General features: G+C 72.0%; 22 protein-coding genes. 10 read left to right on the plus strand and 12 right to left on the minus strand.

The window, feature by feature from the left end:
• Positions 1-24: 24 nt before the first annotated feature.
• The 9 genes from C8K30_RS02780 to C8K30_RS02815 all read right to left on the minus strand — a co-directional run bounded on the left by C8K30_RS02780 (position 25) and on the right by C8K30_RS02815 (position 7,870).
• Positions 25-1,167 carry an ROK family transcriptional regulator gene (locus C8K30_RS02780; RefSeq protein ID WP_108491330.1) on the minus strand — a complete coding sequence of 381 codons (1,143 nt, stop codon included), beginning with the start codon at positions 1,165-1,167 and terminating at the stop codon, positions 25-27.
• Positions 1,164-2,060 carry a carbohydrate ABC transporter permease gene (locus C8K30_RS02785; protein WP_108491331.1) on the minus strand — a complete coding sequence of 299 codons (897 nt, stop codon included), beginning with the start codon at positions 2,058-2,060 and terminating at the stop codon, positions 1,164-1,166. Before C8K30_RS02785 ends, C8K30_RS02780 begins: the two co-directional genes overlap by 4 nt.
• Positions 2,057-2,995 carry a carbohydrate ABC transporter permease gene (locus tag C8K30_RS02790; protein ID WP_108491332.1) on the minus strand — a complete coding sequence of 313 codons (939 nt, stop codon included), beginning with the start codon at positions 2,993-2,995 and terminating at the stop codon, positions 2,057-2,059. The genes C8K30_RS02785 and C8K30_RS02790 overlap by 4 nt, the downstream gene beginning before the upstream one ends.
• Positions 2,996-2,999: 4 nt before the next feature.
• Complete coding sequence (locus C8K30_RS02795) at positions 3,000-4,301, minus strand: extracellular solute-binding protein (protein ID WP_108491333.1); 1,302 nt, start codon at positions 4,299-4,301, stop codon at positions 3,000-3,002.
• 171 nt (positions 4,302-4,472) lie between these two features.
• On the minus strand, positions 4,473-4,706 hold the full coding sequence (locus tag C8K30_RS31165; RefSeq protein ID WP_233256938.1) for a DUF1080 domain-containing protein: 234 nt from the start codon (positions 4,704-4,706) through the stop codon (positions 4,473-4,475).
• Positions 4,703-5,350 (minus strand): DUF1080 domain-containing protein, encoded by a 648-nt coding sequence (locus tag C8K30_RS02800; protein ID WP_233256939.1) that lies wholly within the window; start codon positions 5,348-5,350, stop codon positions 4,703-4,705. Before C8K30_RS02800 ends, C8K30_RS31165 begins: the two co-directional genes overlap by 4 nt.
• Complete coding sequence (locus C8K30_RS02805) at positions 5,347-6,282, minus strand: PD40 domain-containing protein (protein WP_108491334.1); 936 nt, start codon at positions 6,280-6,282, stop codon at positions 5,347-5,349. Before C8K30_RS02805 ends, C8K30_RS02800 begins: the two co-directional genes overlap by 4 nt.
• Positions 6,279-6,749, minus strand: a complete 471-nt coding sequence (locus C8K30_RS02810; protein ID WP_108491335.1) for a heme-degrading domain-containing protein — start codon at positions 6,747-6,749, stop codon at positions 6,279-6,281. Before C8K30_RS02810 ends, C8K30_RS02805 begins: the two co-directional genes overlap by 4 nt.
• Before the next feature lie 86 nt (positions 6,750-6,835).
• Positions 6,836-7,870 carry a Gfo/Idh/MocA family protein gene (locus C8K30_RS02815; RefSeq protein WP_108491886.1) on the minus strand — a complete coding sequence of 345 codons (1,035 nt, stop codon included), beginning with the start codon at positions 7,868-7,870 and terminating at the stop codon, positions 6,836-6,838.
• A gap of 143 nt (positions 7,871-8,013) precedes the next feature.
• Between C8K30_RS02815 and C8K30_RS02820 the strand changes: the two genes are divergently transcribed.
• The gene (locus C8K30_RS02820; RefSeq protein ID WP_108491336.1) at positions 8,014-9,276 is read left to right on the plus strand and encodes an MFS transporter; all 1,263 of its coding nucleotides are present in this window, start codon (positions 8,014-8,016) and stop codon (positions 9,274-9,276) included.
• A 43-nt stretch (positions 9,277-9,319) separates the two neighbouring features.
• On the opposite strand, the gene C8K30_RS02825 is transcribed toward C8K30_RS02820, so the two are convergent.
• Complete coding sequence (locus tag C8K30_RS02825; RefSeq protein ID WP_199230308.1) at positions 9,320-10,381, minus strand: LacI family DNA-binding transcriptional regulator; 1,062 nt, start codon at positions 10,379-10,381, stop codon at positions 9,320-9,322.
• Between the two features lie 350 nt (positions 10,382-10,731).
• On the opposite strand from C8K30_RS02825, the gene C8K30_RS02830 reads away from it, so the two are divergent.
• Entirely contained in the window at positions 10,732-12,819 is a 2,088-nt protein-coding gene (locus C8K30_RS02830; RefSeq protein ID WP_108491337.1) for a cytochrome P450, read from the plus strand.
• 27 nt (positions 12,820-12,846) lie between these two features.
• Here C8K30_RS02830 and C8K30_RS02835 read toward each other — a convergent pair whose 3' ends face one another.
• Entirely contained in the window at positions 12,847-13,458 is a 612-nt protein-coding gene (locus C8K30_RS02835; protein ID WP_233256940.1) for a TetR/AcrR family transcriptional regulator, read from the minus strand.
• 142 nt (positions 13,459-13,600) lie between these two features.
• On the opposite strand from C8K30_RS02835, the gene C8K30_RS02840 reads away from it, so the two are divergent.
• From C8K30_RS02840 to C8K30_RS02865, 6 genes are all read left to right on the plus strand, one after another.
• Positions 13,601-14,461 (plus strand): alpha/beta hydrolase, encoded by an 861-nt coding sequence (locus tag C8K30_RS02840; protein ID WP_108491339.1) that lies wholly within the window; start codon positions 13,601-13,603, stop codon positions 14,459-14,461.
• 129 nt (positions 14,462-14,590) lie between these two features.
• A complete protein-coding gene (locus C8K30_RS02845) occupies positions 14,591-15,319 on the plus strand; it encodes an aminotransferase class IV (RefSeq protein WP_199230309.1) in 729 nt (242 codons plus the stop codon).
• A gap of 130 nt (positions 15,320-15,449) precedes the next feature.
• Entirely contained in the window at positions 15,450-16,442 is a 993-nt protein-coding gene (locus C8K30_RS02850) for an ABC transporter substrate-binding protein (protein WP_108491341.1), read from the plus strand.
• Positions 16,442-17,443 (plus strand): iron ABC transporter permease, encoded by a 1,002-nt coding sequence (locus C8K30_RS02855; RefSeq protein ID WP_108491342.1) that lies wholly within the window; start codon positions 16,442-16,444, stop codon positions 17,441-17,443. The genes C8K30_RS02850 and C8K30_RS02855 overlap by 1 nt, the downstream gene beginning before the upstream one ends.
• A complete protein-coding gene (locus tag C8K30_RS02860) occupies positions 17,444-18,460 on the plus strand; it encodes an iron chelate uptake ABC transporter family permease subunit (RefSeq protein WP_199230310.1) in 1,017 nt (338 codons plus the stop codon).
• Complete coding sequence (locus C8K30_RS02865; RefSeq protein ID WP_108491343.1) at positions 18,457-19,266, plus strand: ABC transporter ATP-binding protein; 810 nt, start codon at positions 18,457-18,459, stop codon at positions 19,264-19,266. Before C8K30_RS02860 ends, C8K30_RS02865 begins: the two co-directional genes overlap by 4 nt.
• Before the next feature lie 37 nt (positions 19,267-19,303).
• On the opposite strand, the gene C8K30_RS02870 is transcribed toward C8K30_RS02865, so the two are convergent.
• A complete protein-coding gene (locus C8K30_RS02870) occupies positions 19,304-19,906 on the minus strand; it encodes a helix-turn-helix domain-containing protein (protein WP_158280918.1) in 603 nt (200 codons plus the stop codon).
• Positions 19,907-20,025: 119 nt separating this feature from the next.
• Between C8K30_RS02870 and C8K30_RS02875 the strand changes: the two genes are divergently transcribed.
• Positions 20,026-21,078: an isopenicillin N synthase family oxygenase gene (locus C8K30_RS02875; RefSeq protein WP_108491345.1), complete on the plus strand. Its 1,053-nt coding sequence runs from the start codon at positions 20,026-20,028 to the stop codon at positions 21,076-21,078.
• A gap of 323 nt (positions 21,079-21,401) precedes the next feature.
• Positions 21,402-22,490: a CinY protein gene (locus C8K30_RS02880; protein WP_108491346.1), complete on the plus strand. Its 1,089-nt coding sequence runs from the start codon at positions 21,402-21,404 to the stop codon at positions 22,488-22,490.
• Positions 22,491-22,535 lie beyond the last annotated feature (45 nt).

Here is a 22,535-nt window from a genome sequence, read left to right on the forward strand (position 1 = left end):
TGAGGGTGTGGGGTGCGGCTGCGGTCAGGCTTCGTGCACGACGGGGCCGAACAGCTGGGTGTCCATGCGGTCGAGGGCGAACTTGAGCGCCCCCACGAGCGGGCCGTCCGGGCCGAGCGACGTGGCCCGGAGCTCGATCTCCGGGGCGCGCGCCGCTCGCATCCGCTCCCGGACGCGGTCCAGGAGCACGTCCGCGGCGTCCTCCAGCCCTCCGCCGAGCACGATGAGCGACGGCGCGATGGTCCAGGACAGGGTGGTCAGGATCGACACGATGTGCTCGGCGAACTCGTCGACCTCGGCCAGCGCCGCCGGATCGCCCGCCCGGGCGGCGTCCACCCGCGAGCGCGCGAGTCGTTGCTGCTGCCGGACCGGGGAGGTCAGCCCCGCGATGGGGTGGTCCTCGATCGACCCGGCCCGCATCGATACCGCCTCGACGATCTCTCCGGCCGCTCCCTGGAAACCGCGGTGCACGGTGCCGCGGATGAGGATGCCCACGCCCGCGCGGCTGCCCAGCTGCGCCCAGACGACGTCGTCGTGGTCGCGGGCCGCCCCGCGCCAGCGCTCGGCGAGGGCGCCGAGGTTGGCGTCGTTGTCCGCGAACCAGGGGATGTGGATGCGTCTGCCCAGCTCACCGGGCAGGTCGACGCCCGCCCAGTGCTCGGTGTGGACCAGCCGCCGGACGACGCCGTCGGCGTCGATGGCACCACCGCTCGCGATGGCGCCCGCGCGCAGGCGCTCGATCGTCCCGCCGGCGTCCACCAGCGCCTCCCGCACGAGGTCGGCGGCGTCGTCGAGGGTGGACCGCGGGTCGGGATACTCGCGCAGCGCGCGCCGGGCGCGGCCGAGGATGTTCCCGCGCACGTCGGACACCACCGCGGCGCCCTCGAGCGTGTTCACCCGCACCGCGGCGAGCAGGGCGTGCTGGGCGCGCAGCTCGAACCGCCTCGGCGGCCTGCCCGCCGCGCCCGTGACCGGCACGCGGTCCAGCTCCGCGACCCAGCCGGCCTCGACGAGCGCGTCGAGGATGAGCTCGATCGTGCGCCGCGACAGGCCGGTCCGCTCGGCGAGCGCCGTCATCGTCACGGCCTCGGCGGAGACCGCGAGCTCGCGGAGCGCCGCGGAGGTGTTGAGCCGGCGGATGCCGCTCTGGTCCAGCCCCGCCGTCATCGCAGCCCCGTGGCGGCGACGCCCTGCACGAAGTAGCGCTGCAGGAAGAGGAACAGCACGAGCACGGGCAGCATCACCACTATGGCGCCGGCGAGCATGAGCCCATAGTCGGTGACGTTGTTCGCGGCCTGGCTGGTCGCGGCCAGCCCGACCGGCAGGGTGTAGGTCGACGTGCTCTGGGCCACCACGAGCGGCCAGATGAAGTTGTTCCACGCGGCGAGGAAAGACATGATCGTGACCGTAGCGAGTGCTGGACCGGCCAGCGGCAGGAAGATGCGGGCGAAGATGCGGAGCTCGCCCGCGCCGTCGATGCGCGCGGCCTCGAGCAGCTCGTCCGGGATCGCGGACGCGTACTGCCGCATGATGAAGATCGAGATCGGCAGCGCGATGCTCGGCAGGGCGATACCGGCGAGGGTGTCGACGAGGCCGAGGTTCATGGTGACGACGAACTGCGGGACGAACGTGGCGGTGTACGGCACCATGAGCGCCGCCATGACGGCCCCGAAGGCGAGCCGCTTGCCGGCGAAGTCGAACTTGGCGAGCGCGTACCCCGCCGCGGACGCGGCGACGATGTTGCCCGCCACGACAATGACCGCGACGACGACGCTGTTCACGAGGTAGGTGCTGAATCCCTGCGTCGCGAACAGCCGCACGAAGTTGTCGAGGGTCACCTCGCTCGGCAGCCATGCGCCGGGGGCGGCGCGGATGTCGTCCAGGCTGCGCAGCGAGCCGCTCACCACCCACACGAAGGGCAGCAACGTGAGGACGGCGACCACGACGAGGGCCGCGTGCAGCAGCACCTGCGGCGGGCGGGGCCCGCGCGGCGCGGGTCGGGGCCCCTGGTCCACGACGACGGGCGCGGCGGAGGTCTCGGTCGGCGCGGTGACTGTCATGCGCGGGGCCTCAGCAATCTGAACTGGATGATGCTCACCACTGCCACCATGACGAGGATCACGAAGGAGGCGGCGGAGGAGAGCCCGAACTGGCCGAAGCCGAACTGGTGGTACGTGTACAGCGCCACCGACTCGGTGGAGCCCAGCGGGCCGCCGTCGGTGAGCAGGTAGGGCTCGTCGAACACCTGCAGGTAGAACACCGTGAGCAGCACGGAGACGAGCAGGATCGTCGGCATGAGCAGCGGCGTCGTGATGTGCCACAGGCGGCGCCACCACCCCGCGCCGTCCAGGGCGGCCGCCTCGTGCACGTCCTCCGGCACGGCCTGCAGCCCCGCCAGGAACAGCACCATGGCGGTGCCGAAGTTGCGCCACACGCCGAGCAGGATCACCACCGGCATCGCCAGGTTCGGGTCGCCGAGCCAGTTCGGCCCCGCGAAGCCGAGGTTCGCGGCCACCTCGTTGACGGTGCCGTTCGTGTTGAACGCGTACTGCCAGATGAGCGCGACGGCCACGATGTTGGTCACCACCGGGGCGAAGAAGATCGTCCGGAACACGCCGCGCAGACGGCGGATACCCGCGTTCAGCGCGAGTGCGAGGGCGAACCCGAGCAGCATGGTGAGCGGGACCCCGACCAGTACGAAGATCGCCGTGTTCCCGAGGTCGCGGACGAACCGGTCGTCGGAGAACAGCCAGGCGTAGTTGCCGAGGCCGACGAACTCGACGGCGAACGGGTTGCGCAGGTCGGTCCCGCGCAGGTCCGTGAGACTGAAGCCGAGCGCCGCGACGGTCGGGATCGCCGTGTAGACGAGGAAGACCAGGAGGAACGGCGTCAGGAACAGCCAGGCGATCAGCGAGCGGCGCCGGGCCCCGGAGCTTCGCGAACGTCGGGGCGGCTGCACGCTCAGCGGCCGCCCCGACGTGCTGGTTGCGGTCATCGCCCTACTGCTCCGCCCCGGTGCCCAGGCTCTCGGCGAAGGACTGGATGGCCGCCGCGGCCTGCTCGGGCGTCTGGCTTCCCTTGGCGACCGCCTCCATCTCGACGCCGAGCTGCGTCGCGATCTGCGCCCAGGTCTGCGCCTGCGGATACGTCTCGGCGCTCTGGAGCTGCTCGAAGAACGCGTCGAGGAGCGGCTGGTCCGCGATCGCGGGGTCGTCCCACGCGGAACGGACCGCGGGGAGCGAGGCCATCGCCTCGTACTGCGCGACCTGCGTCTCGGGCACCGCCAGCTCGCGCACCACCTTCCAGGAGGCGTCCGCGTTGTCGCTGTTCGCCAGGACGCCCCAGCTACCACCCGCGACCGCGCCGACGCTGCCGCCCGCGTCGCCCGGCAGCGGGGCGGTCGCGACGTGCTCCTGCGTCCAGCCCTCCTCGCCGGCGACGTCGTCCAGCTGCCCGATCACCCAGGGGCCGGTCATCATGGCGCCCGTCTTGCCCTGGACGAAGTACGGCTGGGAGTCGAGGAAGCCGGGCGCGTCGGGGTCGGCGACCCCGGAGGTGAAGAAGGACTGGTTGTAGGTCAGCGCGTCGACCATCTCGGGGGTGTCGAGGGTCCACTCGGCGCCGTCGTCCGACGTCGGGCTGCCCCCGGCCTGCCACAGGTACTGCGTGACGTCCTGGCCGTTGTAGACGTCCCAGCCGACGTCCGCGCCCAGGCCCTTCTCGGCCCCGCCGTCCTGCAGGGCCTCGAAGAACGGGATGGCGTCGTCCCAGGTGGTCGGCGCCGCCACGCCGGCGGCCTCGGCGAAGTCGGAGCGGTAGACCAGCGCGTAGGTGTAGGCGTACCACGGGACGGAGTAGGCGACGCCGTCGACGACCCCGGACTCCCACGAGCCGGGGAAGAACGAGGCGCTGTCGACCAGCCCCTCGGGCACGGGCGCAAACGCGCCGCCCACTGTGAACTGGGCCTGGGACTCGGTGTAGAGCTGCGCGACGTCGGGCCCGGCGCCCGAGGCGACCGCCGACTGCAGCTTGGTCGTGTACTCGTCCGCCGGGACCAGGGTGACCTGCAGATCGAGGTCCGGGTTGTCCTTCTTGAAGGAGGCGAGGACGTCGTCGAGAGCTGTCGCGTCGCCGTCCGGGGCCCACAGCTCGACGGTGCCGGTGGCGGGTCCGTCGTCGACGCGTGCGGACGCGGCCGCCGAGGCGGGCTCGTCGCTGCGGCCGCAGCCGGACAGGGCAAGGAGGGAGATGACGGCGGCACCGGCAGTCAGCCGGGCCGTCAGGTGTCGGGAGAGGGGCACGGGGGGACTCCTATCGCGAGAGTCGGTGGGAGCCGACGCAAGCAGGCAGCATTATGCTGCCTAGTAGCGATTTTGAACCCACTCGTTGCGGGTCCGTTTATCAAGGTAGGGACGGCCCGTTTCGACGGCATAACGCGAGAGTGACGAATAATTTCGGCGTAGGTAGCAAAATCAGGAGCCGGATTCGCCGGTGAGATCCTTGATGCGGATGTTCCGCCACCGGCACTGGGCGCCCCGCCCCCATCGGGCCTCGCCGAAGACAGAGTCGTTGTCGTGCACCTCGAAGGCGATGTGCCCGCGCGGGCCGAGGGCGTCCAGGACGGCCTGCGGGTCGTAGTCCGGCGAGTCGAGGGCGGCCGTGTCCAGCTCGGCGATCTTCAGGCCGTTCACCCAGGTGGTGATCACCGGGAGGGCGCCGACGCACCGGATCCGCAGCTCGTTCCAGCCGCCCAGCGCCAGACCTTCAGGAAGTCCTCGACGTCGGCCGCGTAGCTCAGCCGCCCGACCTTCTCGGGCGTCACCGGCTCGGTCGAGGTGGCCGGGTCGTCGGCGGCCAGCCCGACCGGCGTGCCGTCGTCGTCCCGGACGGAGACGACGGCGAACGGGACCGCCGAGAAGCTGGCCAGGCCGTTGCCGAAGAACCCGCCGATGCCGCCGGACTCGCGGTGGTCCAGCAGCACCTGGAAGCCCTCCCAGGTGTCGGGCCGACGCCGGACCATGACGCCCGTGTCGGCCGGCCAGTCCGGGCGGGCCTCGACCACGAGCTCGAAGTCGCCGTACGCGTCGTCGCTGACGAGGTAGCCGCCGTAGCCGGCGCCCGGCGTCTCCTGCTCGCCGACGACGTAGCCGTCCTCGACCCGCCACACGGCGGGATGCTCCTCCGGCGCCGCGGGCACCTCGACCCCGAGCCGCGCCAGCTCGTCGTTCACGTCGGGGCCGCCGGGATACATGGTGCCGTAGACGCGGGGCACCGCGTGCCAGCCGTCCAGGGTCACTCCGTCGAACAGCGGGACGAACCCGTCGTCGTCGAACGTCTCGATGGTGGTCATGGCCGCTCCTGCTCGTTGCCGGAGGCGTCGCCGGACACCGTGTCGACGGGGTAGTCGACGAACGCGAACGCCGATCCGTCGGGTGACCAGCTGGGCACGTTGATGGTGCCCTGGCCGCCGTCGAGCGCGACCAGGGTGGTGGGCCGCTGCCAGTCGCCGACGGAGACGAGCCGGAGCTCGACGGGCAGGTCCGCGGGGTGCCCCGTGGTGCCGGGCGGGTAGCTGAGGTAGACGACGACGTCGCCGGTCGGCGCGACGTGCGGGAACCAGTTGACGCGCTCGTCGAAGGTGAGCTGCTCCAGCCCGGCGCCGTCGGGCCGGACCCGGGCCAGCTGCGCGTGGCCGGGCTCGGCGGAGAACTGCTCGGTGTTGAAGAGGATCCACTCGCCGTCGGGCGTCCACTCGCAGCCGTCCGCGGGGCCGGGGTCGGTAGTGACTGCGACGTCGCCGGATCCGTCGATCCGGACGGTGTGGATGGTGGCCGACGCCCACCAGTTGTCGCCCTCGGGCTCCAGGCGCACGTAGCCGAGCAGGGTGCCGCCCGGGCTGATGCCGTGGAGGAAGTGCATCCCGCCGTCGTCGTTCGTCACCCGGCGGGCGTCGCCGCCGGCCAGAGGGACCGCCCAGATGTGCCAGTCGTTCGCTGACGCGAAGACCGTCACGCCGTCCGGGGAGAGGACGTGGTCGTTGTTGACGTCGGGCAGGCCGTTCGCGGCGATCGCCCGCGGCGGCGCCGACCCGTCGGCCGGGAGGGTCCACAGCAGCCCGTCCCCGTTCACGACGAGGCGGCCGTCCGCAGTCCAGTTCGGGGCCTCGTAGAGCCGCTCGCGGGACTCGTGCACGTCGCGGATCGCTCCGCTCGCGCGGTCCCAGACGCGGATCCGGGCTCGCTGCCCGCTCCGCAGGCGGCGGGCGGGAATCTCCTCGGTCATCGGTTCGCTCCTTCGGCGAGGTGGGCGCGCAGTCCTTCGACGATGAGGTCATGGTCCTCCTGCGAGGACAGGCCCGAGGCAGTGGCGGCGGCAACGACGCCGACGCCGCGCACCCGGATGGGGAACGAGCCGCCCGTCACGGCGTAGTCCGCGCCCAGCCACCCGACGGCGGCGGCGTCGATCCCAGCGGCGGAGAGCCGCGCGTCGACGAGCGCGCTGCTGTTCTCCATCCGCAGCACGACGGCGGCCTTGCGGGCGATCCAGGTGTCCTGGTCGGGGGTGATCCCCGGCAGCGCGGCACGGAACAGGACCAGGCCGGGGCGCCGGATGTCGATGCCGACGGCGTGGCCCGCTTCCTGGGCGATAGCGGTGATCCGCGAGCCGAGGCGCCAGGCGTCGGCGTGGTCGAACGAGTCGAGGACCAGCTCGTGCTCCTGGCGCTCCAGCTCGGCGATGGCGTCGGTCAAGGTGGCTCCCCCGTGCGTCGTGGCTGCTTGAGTCGTGGCGGCTTCGACCGCGGCCGCTTCGGTAGTGGCCGCTTCGGTAGTGCCGGTCATGAGGCGGCGATCTGGGCTCGGGCCTCGTCGATGGTGGCGAGGATCGACACGGTCTCCTCCAGCGTGTGCACGGGCGACTCGGTACGGCCCTCGCCGACGAACCGCGCCAGCGCCGTCGCCTCCCACGACAGCCCGTCGAACAGCGTCAGGCCGGTCGGGTCGCTCCACGTGAGGGTCGGGGCCGCGTGGTCCGTGCCGGTCAGCGTGAAGGACGTCGGGGTGTAGAAGTAGGCGTCGACGAAGATCGACGCCTCCGACCCGGCGACCGCCGCCGTCGTGGGCGTGCGGGCCAGCATCGACGTCGTCAGCGTGGACTGCGCGCCCTGCCCGTGGGTGAGCACGAGCGTCGAGTACGCGTCCACCCCGGTCTGCGTCATCCCGCCGACGGCGACGACGCCGGTCGGGGCGCCGAGGATCATCGAGTCGAGCTGCACCGGGTAGATCCCGAGGTCCAGGAGCGCTCCCCCGCCCAGCTCGGGCCGGTAGAGCCGGTGCTCGGGGTTCGCCGGGATCGCCTGGCCGTGGTCGGCGTGGACCGACCGGATCTCCCCGAGCACGCCGTCGGCGACAAGCCGGCGGAGGACCGACGCCTGGGGCAGGTAGCGGCTCCACATCGCTTCCATCACGAGCACGCCGGCGGCGCGGGCGGCGTCGGCCAGGGTCTGCGCCTCGGCGGCGTTCACCGCAATGGGCTTCTCGATCAGCACATGCTTCCCCGCGGCGATGGCCGCGAGGCCGGCCGCGAGATGCTCGCTCTGCGGGGTCGCGACGTAGACGACGTCGACGTCGGGATGCGTGACGAGCTGGTCGACAGAGCCGAAGGCCTGCTCGATGCCGTGGGCCGCCGCGAACGCCGCGGCGCGATCGATCGAGCGGGACGCCACCGCGACAAGACGCTGCTTGGTGTGCGCCCGGAGGGCGTTCGCGAGCTCCCCGGCGATCCAGCCCGGTCCGACGATTCCCCAGCGCAGTGCCGGCTCCCCCGTGCCGGGGAGGTAGAGCTCGGGTTCGGGAAGGTGAGAAGGCAGCATGTCCACGCTCCAGATCGACGTCGTTGTAGACGAACCAGTTGGCACGAGCTAAGGTGAGCTCGGCGCACAGGTTAGCACGAGCTAAATCGGGTCACCGAGGACCCGGCAGCTGACCGTTCCGCGCACGACTCGAGGAGGCGTCGATGGCGACGAGACTGCCCGCACACCCGTTCACGAACCCGGACCCCACCCAACCCGTCAGCAAGTGGTACATCACCACCATCGGCATCGCTCAGTTCGGGATCTTCCTGGCGATCCTGTCCCCCGTCATGGTGAGCATGCAGCTCAAGGCGCAGGACCTGAACCCCGCCGACCCGGCGTCGGTGATCGCCGTGGTCCTGCCGATCGGCTCGATCGGCGCGATCCTCGGCAACCCGCTGTTCGGGGCGCTCAGCGACCGCACACGCACCCGGTGGGGACGACGTCGGCCCTGGCTGCTCGGCGGCATCGTCGGCCTGCTCGTCGGCCTCGCCGCCGTGGCCTACTCGACGAACGTGCTGATGCTGACGCTGGCCTGGCTGTTCTGCCAGCTCGCGTCGAACGCGGCGTTCGCCGCGCTCATGGCCAGCTTCGCCGACAATGTGCCCCCGCTCCAGCGCGGGCAGGCCTCCAGCGTCCTGGGCCTCGCGCAGAACGTCTCGATCCTGGCGGGCACCTACGCCGCCGCGCTCCTGGTCGCCAACCTGCCGCTGCTGTTCATCCTCCCCGGCGTCGTCGGCGTCGCCTTCGTGATCGTCTACGTGCTGGCCACGCCCGACCGCATGCCGGAGGCCGCGCCCGAGCGCTTCTCCGTCCTGACCATAATTCGCACCTTCTGGGCCAACCCGCTGCAGCACCCCGACTTCGGCCTGGCCTGGTGGTCGCGGTTCCTGATCGTCCTCGCGACGTTCCTGTTCACGACCTTCCGCCTCTTCTACATGCAGGACCACCTCGGCCTCACCACGGAGCGGGCGGTATCGGCCGTCGCGACCGGCGTCCTGCTGTACACGATCGCCCTGCTGGTGGCCACCGCTTCGTCCGGCTGGCTGTCCGACCGGCTGCGCCGCCGCAAGGTCTTCGTCGGCGGGTCGACGCTGCTGTTCGGCATCGGGCTCGTCGTGCTCGTCTACGCCGACGACGTGCTCGTCTTCTACGTCGCCGAGATCATCATGGGCCTGGCCTACGGCATCTACGTCGCCGTCGACAACGCACTGGTGGTCGACGTGCTCCCCGACCCCGACCGCCCCGGCAAGGACCTCGGCGTCATGAACATCGCCAACTCGCTGCCGCAGTCCTTCGCGCCCGCGCTCGGCGCGTTCCTGCTCGGCGTGGGCGGCGGGGACAACTATCCGGTGCTGCTCTGGGGCGCCGGCATCGTCGCCCTGGTCGGGGCGGCCGTCGTCATCCCCATCCGCGGGGTCCGCTAGGCAGACGGCGTACGGGCCGGGTGGTGGCCGCGGGAGCGGACCTCTACCCGGTTCGTGCCGGGCCCGTGGAGTCGCGGACCACCAGGGTCGTCGCCGTCGCGACCGAGCGGCGCGGCCCGTCCGCACCCTCGACCCGGTCGAGCACGGCCTCCAGCGTCGCCTCGACCGTCGCCTCGACGTCCTGGTGGACCGACGTCAGCCGGTGGTACGACAGGGACGCCAGGTAGCTGTCGTCGAACCCGACCACGGAGATCTCGTCCGGCACGCGCACGCCCGAGCGGGCGAACACCGCCAGCACTCCCACCGCGCACTGGTCGCCGCAGCACACCACCGCCGTCGGGCGCCGGTCGCGCGCGACGATCTTCCGCGCGGCCGCGGCGCCGTCCTCCTCGGAGAACCCGCTCGGCAGCACCTCGATCCGGTCGGCCAGGCCGGACCCCGTCATCGCGGCGCGGTACGCGTCGGCGCGATCCCGCCCCACCCCGCCGTCCAGGCCGCCGACGTAGACGATGTCCCGGTGCCCCAGCGCCGTGAGGTGCTCGATCGCGAGGCGCAGCCCCTCGACCTCGTCGACGTGCACGTTGTCCACCTCTGGCTCCTGGACCCACTCGCCGAGCCAGGCCACCGGGACGAGTCGCCGCGCCTCGGCGAGCGCCGCCGAACCGGGGTCCGGGTTGAAGGCGACGAGCGCCTCCACCCGCTCCTCCATCAGCTCGGCGACGACGACGTCCGTGGAGCGCTCGTCGGTCATCGGCCCGAGCGCCAGGCCGAAGCCGCGCTCCGCCGCCCGCACGAAGAGCCGCTCCACGACCCGCGCCTGGAACGGGTGGTGGATCTGGAACATCATCCCGATCAGGTGCGTGCGGTTCTGGCGCAGCAGGCGCGCCGACGCGTTCGGGCGATACCCGAGCTCGTTGGCGGCGGCAAGGATCCGGTCCCGTGACTCGGCGCTCGGACCGGGTACGCCCCGCATCACCAGCGAGACAAGCTGGCGGGACACCCCGAGATGGTCGGCGACGTCCTTCATCGTCGGACGGCGCTGTGGGTCCCGGTCCTTCCGCCGCACCGGCGGCGTTGCCGGCGAGTCGTCCACGCTGGTCGTCATGCGCACCAGTCTTGCACGTGCCAATAGAGGGGCATCTCACACCTGCGGATGCACGTCCCGCAGGCGGTTTAGGCTGAGCGGACCAACTCCGAGCACGGGCCCCGGCCCGTGCTTCCTTGCGCGCAACCGCCACCTTCGGCCGGCCCTCTGAGACGGCGTCGCTGGGATGCGGGGGCACACGCATGCCCGTCCCATGGGCATAGATTTACGCGACGGCAACACAATGACCTGCAATGGCTCTTTCTTCTGACCGGTATGTACCGTATGTTCAATGACGTTCTCGGACGACGAGACCACGTCCCGGCCCAGGGGGAGTATTCGTTGTGCCCGATCGCACCGTCACGCCTGATATGACGACCGACGCCGAAGGCCCGGACACGTCCCGACGACACGTGCGCTCGCTGATCAAGCGGCTGGCCACACCCGAGGGGCGCGCCGACCCTCACGCCGTCTATGACGAGCTGCGGGCCATGGGCCCCGCGGTACGCATGCCGTGGGGAGCCTGGATGGTCACCTCGCACGGCGCGACCCACGAGGTGCTCAGCGGATCCGGCTGGCGCACGGTGGACGCCCCCTGGCGCACCGAGCGCCAGCCGACGTGGGTACGGCACCCGGGACTGAAGTTCCTGCACGACTCCGCGCTCGGCACCAACCCGCCCGGGCACGCCGGGCTGCGCCGCAGCCTCGGCTCGTTCGTCTCGCCGCAGTCGATAACCGACCTCACGCCGCAGATCGTCCGGACCGTCCACGACTACATCGACGAGTTCGAGGCGGTGCTGCGCACCGACGGCGAGGCGGACTTCGGGGCCCTGGTCGGCGACCGGCTGCCGATGGCGGTGCTCTGCACCGTGCTCGGGCTGCCGCGCGACGACATCCCGCTGCTGTGCGAGATGAGCCGCATGCTCTCGAACGTGCACGACCTGGCGCCGAGCAAGGCGCGGATGGCGCAGGCCGACCGCGCCGGCAAGCTGTGGAACGCGTACTGGGAGCAGCTCGTGACCGAGCCCCGGCCACGGCTCGGGGAGGACTCGCCGCTGGGGCGCTGGCTCGACACCGAGTCCGACCCGGCGGTGCGCGCGGTGGCCGGATCCCAGCTCAACGTCATGATCGAGGCGGGCCTCGAGACGACGACGTCCCTGCTCTCCGAGGGCCTGGTCCAGCTCATCCGCCGACCCGACCAGGCCAGGTGGCTGCTCGACCACCCCGAGGCGGTGCACGGGGGCATCGAGGAGCTGGTCCGCGTCGTGTCGCCCGTACAGCTCATGACCCGGTACGCGGCGGAGGACACGGAGCTGCCGGGCGGCGTCCCGGTGGCGGCCGGACAGGTGGTGCACGTGGTGGTCGCCGCGGCCAACCGCGACCCGGAGACCTACGACTCGCCGCACGACCTGGACCTCTCGCGCCCGCCACGCCGCAACCTCGCGTTCGGCGTGGGCATGCACTACTGCCTCGGCGCGCCGCTGGCCCGGCTGGAGGCGACGACGCTGTTCCCCGAGGTGCTGCAGCGGCTCGACCTCGAGCTCGCCGGGCCGGTGGGCTACGACGAGACCCTCGCCTTCCGCGGGACGCGGTCGGTGCCGGTGCGGCGGCGCCCGCGTCGTGCCGCGACGGCGGCCACCGGTGCGGCTGCCGTCAGAGCCGCTGCGCTCAGCGCGGCAGCGGTCGGCGCCGGTGCGGTGACGGCGCCAGCCGTCGAACCCGTGCTGGTCAACCGCGAGGACGCGGTACTGGTGGTGACCCTCACGCGGCCCGACGGCGACAACCGGCTCGACCGGGCGACGCTGACGGCCCTCGGCAGCGTGCTGACGACGCTGCCCGACGACGTCGACGCCGTCGTGCTGCGCGCCGAGGGGCGCCACTTCTGCGTGGGCGGCGACCTGGACGAGCTCGGCCGGCTCGCCACCGACGACCCCGACGGCTACCGGAACCTCGTCGAGCTCAGCGACGAGGTGCTGCACGCCTGGCGCACCTGCCCGGCGGTAACGGTCGCGGCGCTGCACGGCAGCGTCTCCGGGGCCGGGCTCGGGCTGGCGGTCGCGAGCGACCTGCGCGTGGCCGCACAGGACGCACGCTTCCGCGCGCCCGAGACGATCGTCAGCATCCCGGTGGGCCCGAGCGAGATGCTGGACCGGCTGACCACCGAGATCGGCGCCGGGCGGACCCGCGCGATGCTGCTGCTCGGCGACGCCGTGAGCGCCGAGCAGGCGCTGGAGAGCGGGCTGGTGCACGCCGTCGTCCCGACCGAGAACGTCTGGGCCGAGGCCAAGCGCCAGGCGCGGCGCATCGCCCGGCGCGACCGGGACGCCGTCCGCATCACCAAGCAGACGATGGCGCGGCTGCCGCACGACGGTCCCGATCCGGCGGAACGGTCCGACGCATGGGAGGCGCCCCTGGCCCAGGCCCTGCGCCGCCGGGTCGCCGCGGCTGACGCGCGGTAGGCCCCGGGCCTGCGTCCGGCGTCGGCCTCAATGGGCCGGGTCGAGGCCCGCGGCCTGGCGGGCCGCGCCGACGAAGGCCACGCGGACGTTGTCCCAGCCGTCGAGGTAGCCGCCCACGAGGGCCGCGTCGCGGAGCAGGACCAGCTGCCCGGCCCGGGTCACCGGGTCGTCCGAGCCCAGCGCGCTCACCACGCGCTCGAGCGAGCCACGGAACCAGGCACGGTGCTTGCCGACGGCGCGTCGCACCCCGCTGTCGGCGTCGGGGTACTCCGCGGCGGCGTTGATGAAGGGGCAGCCACGGGTGTGGTGGCGGGCGACGTCCTCGGCGATGCCGTCGATCAGGAGCCCTGCGAGCTCGACCGGGTCGTCGGTGGCCACCTGCGCCGCGTCGAACATGCCGCGGAGGTTCGCGTCCTCCACCCCGAGGTAGGCCTCGACCAGGTCTTCCTTGCTCGGGAAGTGCCGGTAGAAGGTGGCGCGCGTGACCCCGGCCGCGGCGACGATGCGATCGACGCCGACCACGTGGATGCCCTCGGCGTAGAACAGCTCGGACGCGGTCCGCAGCAGCCGCTCGCGCGCCTCCGAGCCCCCGTCGGCCGTCTTTCGCGGAGCGCGGGAGGCGGTTGTCCTGGGTGCCATGTCACTCAGCATAGAACGATCTTTCTCTTTGATGTTGACGCCCGCCGGGTGCGGGGCGTACCTTCGGGAACAACAGAGAAAGAACGATCGTTCTTCCTGACGACGGACCGGGACCCGGTCCACCGAAACCAAGGAGCCCGCTATGAACGCCACCCCCGACGCCACGACCGGTACCCCCGCCGCCGGCACCGGCAAGCTGCCGATCGTCCTCATCCACGGCCTCTGGATGACGCCCGCGAGCTGGGAGACCTGGGCCGAGCGCTTCCGCGCCGCGGGCCACGAGGTGATCGTCCCGGGCTGGCCCGGCATCGACGACCGCAGCGTCCAGGACGTCCGCTCCAACCCCGAGCCGCTCAAGGGCATCGGCCTCAAGCAGATCGCCGACCACTACGAGCGCATCATCCGCACCCTGCCCGTCAAGCCGATCATCATGGGCCACTCCTTCGGCGGCGTCCTCACCCAGATGCTCGCCGACCGCGGCCTCGGCGCCGCCTACGTGGCGGTCGCCCCCGGCCAGACCGCCGGCATCACCACGCTCCCCGCCTCCACCCTCCGCACCGGCTTCCCGATCCTGTCCAACCCGTTCGGCCGCAACGGCGCCAAGCCCATCTCGAAGGCCCACTTCCACTTCACCTTCGGCAACGACCTCCCCCGCGCCGCCTCCGACGCCCTCTGGGAGCAGTTCGCCGTCCCGTCCTACAACCGGGTCTTCTTCGAGGGCGTGGCCTCGGTCCCGAACGAGAAGGGCGGCGTCACCCACGTCGACTACGCCCGCGCCGACCGCGCCCCGCTCCTGGTGATCACCGGCGGCATCGACCACGTCGTCCCGCCGGCCATCGGCAAGGCGATCGTGAAGAAGTACACCGCGTCAGGCAGCCCCGCCGTGGTCGAGTACAAGGAGTACGACGGCCGCACCCACCGCCTCGTCTCCCAGCCCGGCTGGGAAGAGATCGCGGACCACGCCCTCACCTGGGCCACGACCCACGCCACGATCGCGGCGTGATGCCTGGCCCCGGCGGCGTCGAACGTAGGCCTGGTCGCTCTCTCGGCGCACATGACGCGACCAGGCCTACGTTCGACGCCCGCCCGCTCGGCGCGGCAGCGCCGCGGGCGACTCACTAGGGTCATCAGGGTGCGTATCGAGACCGACGGCCGCCCCGCGGCGCCAGCCGACCTGTTCAGCACCTACGGCCACTTCACGGCTATGCAGGTGCGCGACGGCGGGGTGCAGGGGCTGGAGAACCACCTCACCCGGCTCGACGCCGCGCACCGCGAGCTGTTCGGGCAGCCGCTGGCCGGAGAGCGGGTCCGCGACCTCGTGCGGCACGCCCTGGACGGGACGGCCGACGCCTCGGTGCGGGTGGTGCTCCGCCATGCCGAGCACGTAGTGGTGACGGTCGACGAGCCGCACTTCCCGCCCGCCACGCCGCAGCGGCTGCGGTCGGTCCCCTACCTGCGCCCGTTCGCCCACGTCAAACACCTGGGCGGCTTCGCGCAGGCCGAGTGGGCGCGGCGGGTCCGGCTGGATGGGTACGACGACGCCCTGCTCACCGCACCCGACGGCGCGGTCGCCGAGTCGTCGATCGCGAACATCGGGTTCCTGGAGGCCGACGGCGACGTCCTTTGGCCGGACGCACCCCAGCTGCACGGCATCGCCATGCAGCTGGTCGAGGCCACCACGCCGTCGGCCCAGCGGCCCGTCCCGCTCGCCGACGTCACGGCGTTCGCCGGCGCGTTCCTGGTCAACTCGATCGGCGTCGTCGCCGTCGCCTCGATCGACGACGTCACGCTGCCCGACGCCGGGGCCCTGCTCGCCGGCGTCGTCGACCGCCTCGCCTCCGTTCCGTGGGACCGGGTCTGACGCGGTCCCGCGGGAGTTACCGTCCGGCGCCGCGAGGCGGACCGGGGCCGTCGCAAAGGGTGGCAGATCCGACCATGTCGCCAAGGTAAGGTAAGGCTTGCTTTATCCCGATTCCTCAGGAGGCCTTGCCGTGCGCGCACTTCGTCTTGTCCCCATCGCGCTCGCCGCCGGTGTGGCGCTGCTGGCCGGGTGCGCGAGCACCGCGCCCGAGGAGGCGGCACCCGAGGGTGGGGCCTGGAGCTACACCTCGGGCGACGGCAAGACGTACACCGCGGACGAGGTACCCACTCGCATCATCGCGCACGCCTACGCGGCGAAGGTGCTCATGGAGTTCGGGATCGTCCCGGTCGGGATCTACGCGGACGGCGACATCGAGAGCGACGTCGGCCTCCAGGGAGCCGACTTCGAGGGCGTCGAGGTCATCGGCGAGGAGTGGGGCAAGATCGACGTCGAGAAGGCGGCAGCGCTCGCACCCGACCTCATCGTCGGTGACTGGTGGCCGGCCGAGGACGCGTACTCGGGCCTCGAAGGCGGGGTCGAGGAGTCGAGCAAGAAGATCGGGGAGCTCGCGCCCGTCGTCGGCGCGGCGCAGGGCGACTCGATAGTCGAGCTGATCGAGGGCTACGCCGAGCTGGCCGAGTCGCTCGGGGCGGACACCTCGGTGATCGAAGCGCAGCGGGCCGACTTCGACGCAGCGCTCGAGGAGTTCAAGACCGCGGTCGCCGCGAAGCCCGACCTGACGGCACTGGCGATCAGCCCGTATGAGGACACGTACGCGGTGGCCGTGCCCGAGTACGCACCCGAGCTGCTCGACCTGCAGTCATGGGGCCTTGACGTGATCGACCCGACGACGCCCGACCCCGAGTTCCCCTACTGGGAGAGCCTCAGCTTCGAGAACGCGGACACGTACCAGCCGGACGTGCTGCTCTTCGACGACCGCAGCTACCCGGCCAACGAGGAGACGCTCGCCGCCCAGCCGATCGCCAAGGACATCGCCGCCCACGCGGCCGGCGCGTACACGACCTGGCCGGCCTACTGGCTGCACACCTACCCCGACTACGCCGAGCAGCTGCGCGACCTCACAAAGTTCGTCAACGGGGCTGACGAGAACCTCACGGACTGATGGCGGCAGTCGCCACCCGCCCCAGGCGCAGCAACACACGCATCGCAGGCGGGCTGATCCTGTCCGCCCTCGCGCTGCTCGCCGTGTGCGCCGCGTCGATCCTGCTCGGCTCGCGCACCATCAACCTCGCGGCGCTGGCGCAGACCGACCTGACGGTCATCCTCGACATGCGGGTGCCGCGCACGGTGCTCGGGCTGCTCGCCGGAGCCGCCCTCGCCGTGAGCGGCACCCTCCTGCAGGGCGTCGCCCGCAACCCGCTCGCCGACCCCGGGATCATGGGCATCAACGCGGGGGCTGCCGTCGCCGTCGTCACCGGCATCCTCGTTCTCGGCAGGCAGGCGACCGGCGCGAGCGTCTGGCTCGCGTTCCTCGGGGCGGGAGCGGCGATCGCGGCCGTGTACACGACAGCGTCCTTCGGCCGAGAGGGAGCCACGCCGGTCAAGCTGGCCCTCGCGGGTGTGGTGGTCACCGCGGTGTGCTCGTCGGTCACCTCGGCGATCGTGCTCGCCGACGCCGACGCGCTCGAGGAGCTGCGCGTGTGGCAGGTCGGGGCGCTCGCCGGGCGGTACTGGCCCGTCGTCCTGCAGGTCGGGCCCTACGTCCTGGTCGGGCTGGTCGCGGCGATGTTCCTGGCTCGTCCGCTGAACCTGCTGGCCCTCGGTGATGCTCTCGCGATCTCGCTCGGGCAGCACGTACGCCGCAACCGCACCATCACGTTCGTCGTCGTGGCCGTGCTGTGCGGGGCCGCGACCGCGGCGTGCGGGCCCATCGCGTTCCTCGGGCTCATGGTGCCGCATCTCGTCCGCCTCGTCACCGGGCCGGACTACCGGTGGATCCTCGCCTACAGCTTCGTGCTCGGGCCCCTCGTGCTGCTGCTCTGCGACATCGTGGGGCGGCTCGTGTCGGCGCCGGGTGAGCTGCAGGTCGGCGTCGTGCTCGGCGTCGTCGGAGCGCCGGTCTTCATCACCATCGTGCGCCTGCGGCGCGGTGTGGAGCTGTAGGTGTTCCGACTCGAACGCCGCGCCCGCACGCGCCGGGCCCTTGCCGTCACCGCCGCACTGGCGGTCGGCGCCGTTTGCGCTTTCGTCGTGTCGATGATGCTCGGCAGCTACGTGCTCGGGCCGGGCGAGGTCCTGCGGTCCGTGCTCGGCCTGTCCTCGGACCCGGCCGACGACTTCGTCGTGCGGGAGCTGCGGCTGCCGCGTGCGGCCACGGCGGTGCTCGTCGGGCTTGCGCTCGGGGCGGCGGGCAGCGTCTTCCAGCGCGTCCTGCGCAACCCGCTCGCGGCCCCCGACATCATCGGGATCTCGGCAGGAGCGAGCACTGCCACCGTCGCAGGGCTCGTGCTCTTCGGCGCGGGCGGCCTCGGGCTGTCGGTCGCGGGCCTCGCCGGGGCCCTCGCCACAGCGGCGGCCGTCTACCTGCTCGCCTGGCGCGGCGGCATCGCGGACTACCGGTTCGTCCTCGTCGGCGTGGGGGTGGCCGTGCTGCTGGAGTCGGTGACCGGATACCTCGTCTCCCGCGCCGAGATCTCCGACGCCCGGGCCGCCATGACCTGGCTCGTTGGCTCGGTGGGCATGGCCGGCGGCGGTGAGATCGCCGGGCTGGCCGCCGGCTGCGCGGTCGTCATCCCCGTGCTGATGGCGCTCTCGCGGCGGCTCGGCGTGCTGGAGCTCGGGGCCGAGGGGGCACGGGGGCTCGGCCTGCGCCCCCAGGCGGAGACCGCAGTGCAGCTCGGGTGCGCCGTCGTGCTCGTCGCCCTCGCGACGGCGGCCGCCGGGCCGATCGCGTTCGTCGCGCTCATGGCCGGGCCGATCGCCGGCCGCCTCCTCGGCCCGGCCGGCGACCGGGTGCTGGCCTCGGCCCTCGTCGGCTCGATCATCGTGCAGGCCGCCGACCTCGTCGCGCAGCACGTGCTGCCCTACCCCATCTCCACGGGCATCGTCACGGGACTCGTAGGCGCCCCGTACATCGCCTGGCTGCTCATCCGAACCGACAGACAGGGAGTGGGCGCGTGAGCGAGCATTCACTCGAGGTCGCCGGGCTCACGCTCGGCTACGACGGCGCCGACATCGTGAGCGGGCTGTCCACGGACATACCCGCCGGCGCGATCACAGCGATCATCGGCGCCAACGCCTCGGGCAAGTCGACACTGCTACGTGGCCTCAGCCGGCTGCTCGCGCCACGGGCCGGCCAGGTGCTGCTCGACGGCGTCCCGGTGCACGGCATGCGGTCAGGTGACCTCGCCCGGCTCCTCGGCCTGCTGCCGCAGTCGCCGGTCGCGCCGTCGTCGATCACCGTCGGTGATCTCGTCGGCCGTGGCCGGTATCCCCACCAGGGCTGGTTCCGCAGCTGGACCCCCGCCGACGACGCCGCCGTCGACGAGGCGCTGGAGGCCACGGGAACGGCCGACCTCGTGTCCCGTCGGGTTGCCGACCTCTCCGGTGGCCAGCGCCAGCGGGTGTGGATCGCCATGGCGCTCGCGCAGGACACCGACATCCTCCTGCTCGACGAGCCGACCACGTTCCTCGACGTCAACTATCAGATCGAGGTGCTCGATCTGCTCGTGGACCTCAACCGCGACCGCGGCAAGACGATAGTCATGGTGCTGCACGAGCTGAGCCTCGCCTGCCGCTATGCCGACCACCTCATCGCGATGAAGGACGGCCGCATCGTCACCGAAGGGGCGCCCGGCGAGGTGGTGACCGCCGCGACCGTCGAGGAGGTCTTCAGCCTGCGGTGCGACGTGATCGCCGACCCGCGCAGCGGCACGCCGCTGGTGATCCCGCTGGGGCGGCACCGCCTGCGGAGCGCCCGCGAGTAGGTAGCCCCCTGCGCCGACGCGCGCGCCGTCGTCGGGCCTACTGGCGCGCCGCGGCCGGGTGCGCGTGCGCGACCGAGAGCAGGATCCGGGCCGCGACGTCGCCGACCACTGCCCAGCGGTGCCGGATGTCCGCCGGGTGGCTGATCGCGTCGCCCGCCCCGAGCCGCCAGGAGCCCTCGTGCTCCAGCGTGACCTCGACCTCGCCGTCGATCACGTAGACCGTCAGCTCGCCGTCGGACTCGAACCAGCCGCCGAGGTCGGCGTCGGGCTCGACGCGGTACTCGACCACCTCCAGCGTGTGGCCGGCGCCGCCGGACAGGAGGCGCCCGCGCGCCGTCCCCGGGGTGTCGGAGACCGGCAGCTCGCGGCCCTCGCCCCTGCGCAGCACCGACACGCCGCGCGGCGCGCTCACCGGCGGCATGAGCTGGCTCGGCGGCAGCCCGAGCGCGTGGGCGAGCCGGTAGAGGCTCGACAGCGACGGGCTCGTCTCGCCCTTCTCCACCTGGCTGAGGAACGGCTGGCTCATCTCGCTCGCGCGCGCGAGGGCCCGCATCGAGAGCCCCGCCGCCTCGCGCGCCCGCCGGATGGCCCGGCCCACGACCACGCGGACGTCGGATGCCGCCTCCGGATCCTGTAACACGGCCTTAACCCCTCCGGCTCGATCCTGGTCCATGCTGATAACCAATACCTATCACCTCGGCGCCGCCCACGGCCCGCGGAACAGGACCGAAGGTATCCCGAACACCGAAGGAGACCGGCATGTCAGCTGCATTCCACGTTCCGGCGATCGACATCGCCCCCTACATCGCGGGCGGCACCGACGCCGACCGGGCCGCCGTCGCCCGCCAGGTCGACGAGGCGGCGCGCACCGTCGGCTTCATGCAGGTCCTCGGGCACGGCATCCCCTTGGAGGCCTGGGCGCGCCTCGGCCGCGCGAGCGACCGCTTCTTCGAGCTGCCGCTGGAGGTGAAGAAGCAGTACCGGGCGCCCGCCGGCGTCAACCGTGGCTACAGCCCGCCCCGGTCCGAGCGGCTCAGCCTCAGCCTCGGCGTCGAGAAGGCCGAGCGCATGAACGACTTCTTCGAGGCCTTCAACCTGGGCGCGTCCGCCGCCGACTACCCGCACGCCGACGTCGACCCCGACATGTACTCCGAGAACATCTGGCCCGCCGAGAGCGACACCTTCCAGGCCGACGTCGAGCTGTGGATGTCGCACGCCACGTCCGTCGCCCAGGTCATGATGCGGATCTTCGCCGACGCGCTCGGCCTGCCCGCCGGGTACTTCGACCCCTACACCGACCACTCGCTCGACGTCCTGCGCATGAACAACTACGCCCTCCCCGAGGGCGAGCGCGTCGAGCTCGACGGCGACCTCATCGGCATGGGCGAGCACACGGACTTCGGTATCGTGACGCTGCTGTGGGCCGACGACGTGAAGGGCCTCCAGGTGCTCGACGCCGACGGCGGCTGGAACGACGTCTCGCCCCTGCCCGGCGCCCTGCTCGTGAACCTCGGCGACCTGACCGCGCGGTGGACGAACGAGCGCTGGAAGTCGACGCTGCACCGCGTGAAGCCGCCGGTGATCGACGGCCGGATCAAGCGGCGCCGGTCCGCCGCGTTCTTCTTCGACGGCAACGTCGACGCCGTGATCACCACGCTCCCGGGGTGCGTCGCCGAGGGCGAGACGGAGCTCTACGGCCCGATCACGGTCGGCGAGCACATCGAGGCCAAGCTCAACGGCTCCCGCGGCCTGGTGAACAACACGACCGACACGCAACGCGAGGCCAACCGGGTCCTGACTAGCCGCTACTGACACCGCCCGAGCCCGTCGAGTGCCGGGTGTTCGCCCGGTCCAGCCCCTCAACAGGGCGAGTACCCAGCACTCGACGATTGGCCGGAGGGGTCGTCTGCACGGCGTTCCAGTTCGGCGCCGCGCTCTGATTCCTCATCGCGAAAGCCCAGGTCAGAGGCCGTCTCTCTGGCCTGGGTTTCGGCCAGGGCCGAACTCCTTTGACCCTGCCCTTCCGAGACGGTGAGCCTGGAGACGCAAGTTCAGCACGGCACGTCACCAACGAGGGTGCCGCCGCATCGAACTCGTCAGCTGCGCGCCCTCACCGCACGAGAGGGGAAAGCACTATGGCATCAAGACATTCGAACCGCCGGGGGCTGGCGGTACTGGCGGCGCTGGCCGCGGTCCTGGGACTCGCCGTCGGCACCCAGGTCGCCCAGGTCGCCCAGGCGCCCCGGGCAGAGGCGTTCAGCACGCCCTACTGGTTCTCGCAGGCGCACGGGGAGCACGAGAAGATCACGCGGGCCGCGCTGGCCTGCCCGGAGGACCAGCCGTCCGACGGTGTGTGCTTCGAGGAGGACTCGATGGACGTCCTGGCGGGCTACCGCAGCTACTGGGGCGGGGTCAACGCACCGGACCTGCCGGCGTGGCTCGGCGGCTACGAGGCCGACAACCCCGCCGCACACTGCGACAACGCGGACTACATCCGGCCCGAGGACAACGAGGGGGCCCCGTACCCCCGCACCCGTGCGGAGGCCTCCGACCAGCTGGTCGCCTGCCTGCAGCACCTGCGCAACCGTTTCCACGGCGCCGCCGACAACGCCGGGCAGGTCTTCGACGACGACGGCGAGCTGTCCAACTGGGAGACGCAGTCGGCGTGCACCGACACCGCCCCGCCCGGCGAGGGGGCGCGCGCCAAGTGCCGGTTCGTGGACCTGTTCGGCCGCACGCTGCACGGCGTCCAGGACTTCTACTCCCATTCCAACTGGGTCGACCGCAACAACGGGAACGACGCGACCGACCTGGAGAACCCGCCCGGCATGTACCGCAGCGAGGTGTTCCCGCTGATGAGCTTCCGGCTGCCGCTCTCACCGCCGTCCGACGTCCCGGAGCAGCTAGCCACCGGGTGCTTCCCGTCCGACGAGTGCGAGGGCCGCATCAAGCACGACGAGACGCTCAACAAGGACACCGCCGAGATCGACCCGGTCACCGGCCAGGTCACCCTGGACGGGACCTCCGCCCGAGGGCAGATCCTTGACAACCAGCAGCGCGCTGTGACCTGGGCGATCGCCGACACCCGGCGCCAGTGGGCCGCTATGCGCGACGAGATCAGGGCCCGGTACGGCGAGGAGCGGGGCGAGACCATCATCTGCGCCCTGACCCACGACACCCCGGTGGCCAACTGGCCGTGGACGACCGGCGACTGCGAGGCGTGACGGACCTCGGGGACCGGACCGACGCTCGTGCGTCGGCCCGGTCCC

Origin of the sequence: Promicromonospora sp. AC04 (assembly GCF_003058225.1) — a bacterium.
Lineage (GTDB): Bacteria > Actinomycetota > Actinomycetes > Actinomycetales > Cellulomonadaceae > Promicromonospora.

Coding starts and splice junctions, on each gene's coding strand:
- C8K30_RS02780 (WP_108491330.1), bottom strand. CDS start 1,167: ATGACGGCGGGGCTGGACCAGAGCGGCATCCGCCGGCTCAACACCTCC.
- C8K30_RS02785 (WP_108491331.1), bottom strand. CDS start 2,060: ATGACAGTCACCGCGCCGACCGAGACCTCCGCCGCGCCCGTCGTCGTG.
- C8K30_RS02790 (WP_108491332.1), bottom strand. CDS start 2,995: ATGACCGCAACCAGCACGTCGGGGCGGCCGCTGAGCGTGCAGCCGCCC.
- C8K30_RS02800 (WP_233256939.1), bottom strand. CDS start 5,350: ATGACCACCATCGAGACGTTCGACGACGACGGGTTCGTCCCGCTGTTC.
- C8K30_RS02805 (WP_108491334.1), bottom strand. CDS start 6,282: ATGACCGAGGAGATTCCCGCCCGCCGCCTGCGGAGCGGGCAGCGAGCC.
- C8K30_RS02815 (WP_108491886.1), bottom strand. CDS start 7,870: ATGCTGCCTTCTCACCTTCCCGAACCCGAGCTCTACCTCCCCGGCACG.
- C8K30_RS02820 (WP_108491336.1), top strand. CDS start 8,014: ATGGCGACGAGACTGCCCGCACACCCGTTCACGAACCCGGACCCCACC.
- C8K30_RS02825 (WP_199230308.1), bottom strand. CDS start 10,381: ATGACGACCAGCGTGGACGACTCGCCGGCAACGCCGCCGGTGCGGCGG.
- C8K30_RS02830 (WP_108491337.1), top strand. CDS start 10,732: ATGACGACCGACGCCGAAGGCCCGGACACGTCCCGACGACACGTGCGC.
- C8K30_RS02835 (WP_233256940.1), bottom strand. CDS start 13,458: ATGGCACCCAGGACAACCGCCTCCCGCGCTCCGCGAAAGACGGCCGAC.
- C8K30_RS02840 (WP_108491339.1), top strand. CDS start 13,601: ATGAACGCCACCCCCGACGCCACGACCGGTACCCCCGCCGCCGGCACC.
- C8K30_RS02855 (WP_108491342.1), top strand. CDS start 16,442: ATGGCGGCAGTCGCCACCCGCCCCAGGCGCAGCAACACACGCATCGCA.
- C8K30_RS02875 (WP_108491345.1), top strand. CDS start 20,026: ATGTCAGCTGCATTCCACGTTCCGGCGATCGACATCGCCCCCTACATC.
- C8K30_RS02880 (WP_108491346.1), top strand. CDS start 21,402: ATGGCATCAAGACATTCGAACCGCCGGGGGCTGGCGGTACTGGCGGCG.